Origin of the sequence: Candidatus Protofrankia californiensis, assembly GCF_900634765.1 — a bacterium.
In the GTDB taxonomy this organism is placed as follows: domain Bacteria; phylum Actinomycetota; class Actinomycetes; order Frankiales; family Frankiaceae; genus Protofrankia; species Protofrankia californiensis.
In genome coordinates this window covers 48,171-50,257 of the sequence record NZ_CAAAFT010000428.1, presented here as the reverse complement: position 1 = coordinate 50,257, position 2,087 = coordinate 48,171, and the positions used below count along the sequence as shown (strand labels likewise).

1 protein-coding gene and 1 pseudogene are annotated in these 2,087 nt (G+C 68.7%); both read left to right on the top strand.

Annotated features, from left to right (window positions below; genetic code table 11):
- Positions 1 to 1,569: Hsp70 family protein (locus DD1DGNOD_RS22120; protein WP_241255913.1), on the top strand; the 1,569-nt coding region annotated here is incomplete at its 5' end.
- A 243-nt stretch (positions 1,570 to 1,812) separates the two neighbouring features.
- A pseudogene (locus DD1DGNOD_RS22115) lies at positions 1,813 to 2,087 on the top strand (hypothetical protein); the annotation flags it as partial.

Genomic DNA, 2,087 nt, shown 5'->3' with positions numbered 1-2,087 from the left:
TCGCAGCCGACCACGCCGTCGGTGGTGCTGTTCGACGAGTCGGCCGACGGCGGTGTCAGTTTCGTCGTCGGCACCCAGGCCAAGCGGCAGTCACGGATCCGCCCGGACGACGTGGCGAGCCTGGTCAAGCGGCACATGGGTGAGGCGGACTGGCGGTTTGTCGTCCACGGTGAGGAGTACAGCGCTCCCGCGGTGTCCAGTCTTCTTCTCAAGGCCCTGGCCGCCGACGCGCAGCGGGTGACCGGAAGCCCGGTGACCGACGTGGTCATCACCGTTCCCGCCTACTTCGGGGACGAGGAGCGCAAGGCGACGAAACTCGCCGGGACGCTCGCCGGGCTGAACGTCGTCGACATCATCAACGAACCGACCGCCGCCGCCTTTGCCTACGGGTTCGCCCAGAACGGTGTGGCGGACACCACCGTGCTGGTCTACGACCTTGGCGGTGGCACCTTCGACACCACGGTCATCCGGCTGTCGGAGAACGCGATCACGGTCGTTGCCACTGACGGTGACCACGAGCTGGGAGGCGCCGACTGGGACGCCGAGCTGGTGCGCTTTCTCGCGCAGAAGTTCACCGAGGCGCAGCCCGACGCCGGCGACCCGCTGGACGACGTCTATGACGAGCAGGAGCTGCTGGCCGCGGCGGAGGAGGCGAAACTGGCGCTGTCGGGCCGGGACAGCGTGGACGTGCTCGTGGTCCATGCCGGCCGGCGCACGAGCGTGACCGTCACCCGTGCCGACCTCGAAGAGATCACGGCGTCGTTGCTGCAGCGCACGCTCGACCTGACCGGTTCGGTGCTTGCCCGGGCTCGGGAGCGCGGGGTCGACCACGTGGACGTCTGCCTGCTCGTCGGGGGGATGAGCAAGAGCCCTGCCGTCGCCCGGAAGCTGGCCGAGAACTTCGGCCTGAGTCCGCGCCTCGTCGATCCTGATCTTGCTGTGGCCAAGGGCGCGGCGGCGTTCGGACAGAAGAAGGAACTGGAACGCCACGTCATCGACGATCTGGTCGCGCAGGGCAGACTCGCCGCGGGGGAGGGCCTGGAAGCGGCCGCACCGGCTGACGTGCAGCGGTCGGCCTCCGGGGCGGCCGGCAGCTTCGGGCTGGCCGCCACCGCCGTGGTGGACCTGGTGAAAACCAAGATCACAAATGTGACCTCGCGCGGCTTCGGGATCTTTGCCGAGGATAGAGGCAAGGCGATCGCCGTGTTCCTGGCACACCGCAACGACCCGTTGCCGATCGAGGTGACGCAGACCTTCTACACGATCTCCGACGACCAGACCGAGGTCGACATCCGCGTGTTCGAACAGGGCACAAGCGCTGAGTCGTCCGTGCCGGAGGACAACAAGGTGATCGTCGAAGGCGCCATCACCGGTATCCCGGGTGGCCACCCCCGCGGCACGCCCGTCGACGTTACCTTCTTCATGCGCCCGGACCAGACCATTCTGGTTACCGCCACCCATCCCGGCGCGACAGCGCCCCTGCTCCTGCAGGTCAGGGCCGGGGTGGGCAGCGAGGCGATGCGGGACGAGGAGACGAAGAAGGTCACGCTGCTCAAGCAACGGGATTAGCCAGGCAACAGGGCTGGCACCCGGGCCCGAGGGTCCGGTGTTCGACCGGCGGGCGACGCCGGGCACGAACCGGCCGGACAGCTTGCGGAACACTACCCGCAGCGAGCACGCCGGACCCTGTCCAGTGCATAACCCCGTCCAGTACATATGGTGAACGTTCCGGGTCGGTATCCAGGACAGGCACGGGTGTCACAGGCACGGGTTTCACCTGCCCTGCGGCAGGGACGGGACGAAGGTGGGGCGGTGAGCGCGGCGTTCGACGGCAGCGGTTACCGCCAGCGTGTGCTGGCGGAGCTGCACCGCCGGTCTTCGCTCGATCTCGACGACCCGTTTTTCGTCGCGGCCCTGGACCCGGATGCCGTCTACACCGACGCGCAGGTGCGCGAGCAGCTGGCCGGCGTCATGGCCTTCCTGCAACGGCAGCGGAACGCGACCCGGTACGCCTCGCTTGCCGCGACGTTGGTGCGGCGGCGGGCCGAGTGGGAGGTGCCGCTGCTGGACACCGCCACCCGCGACGA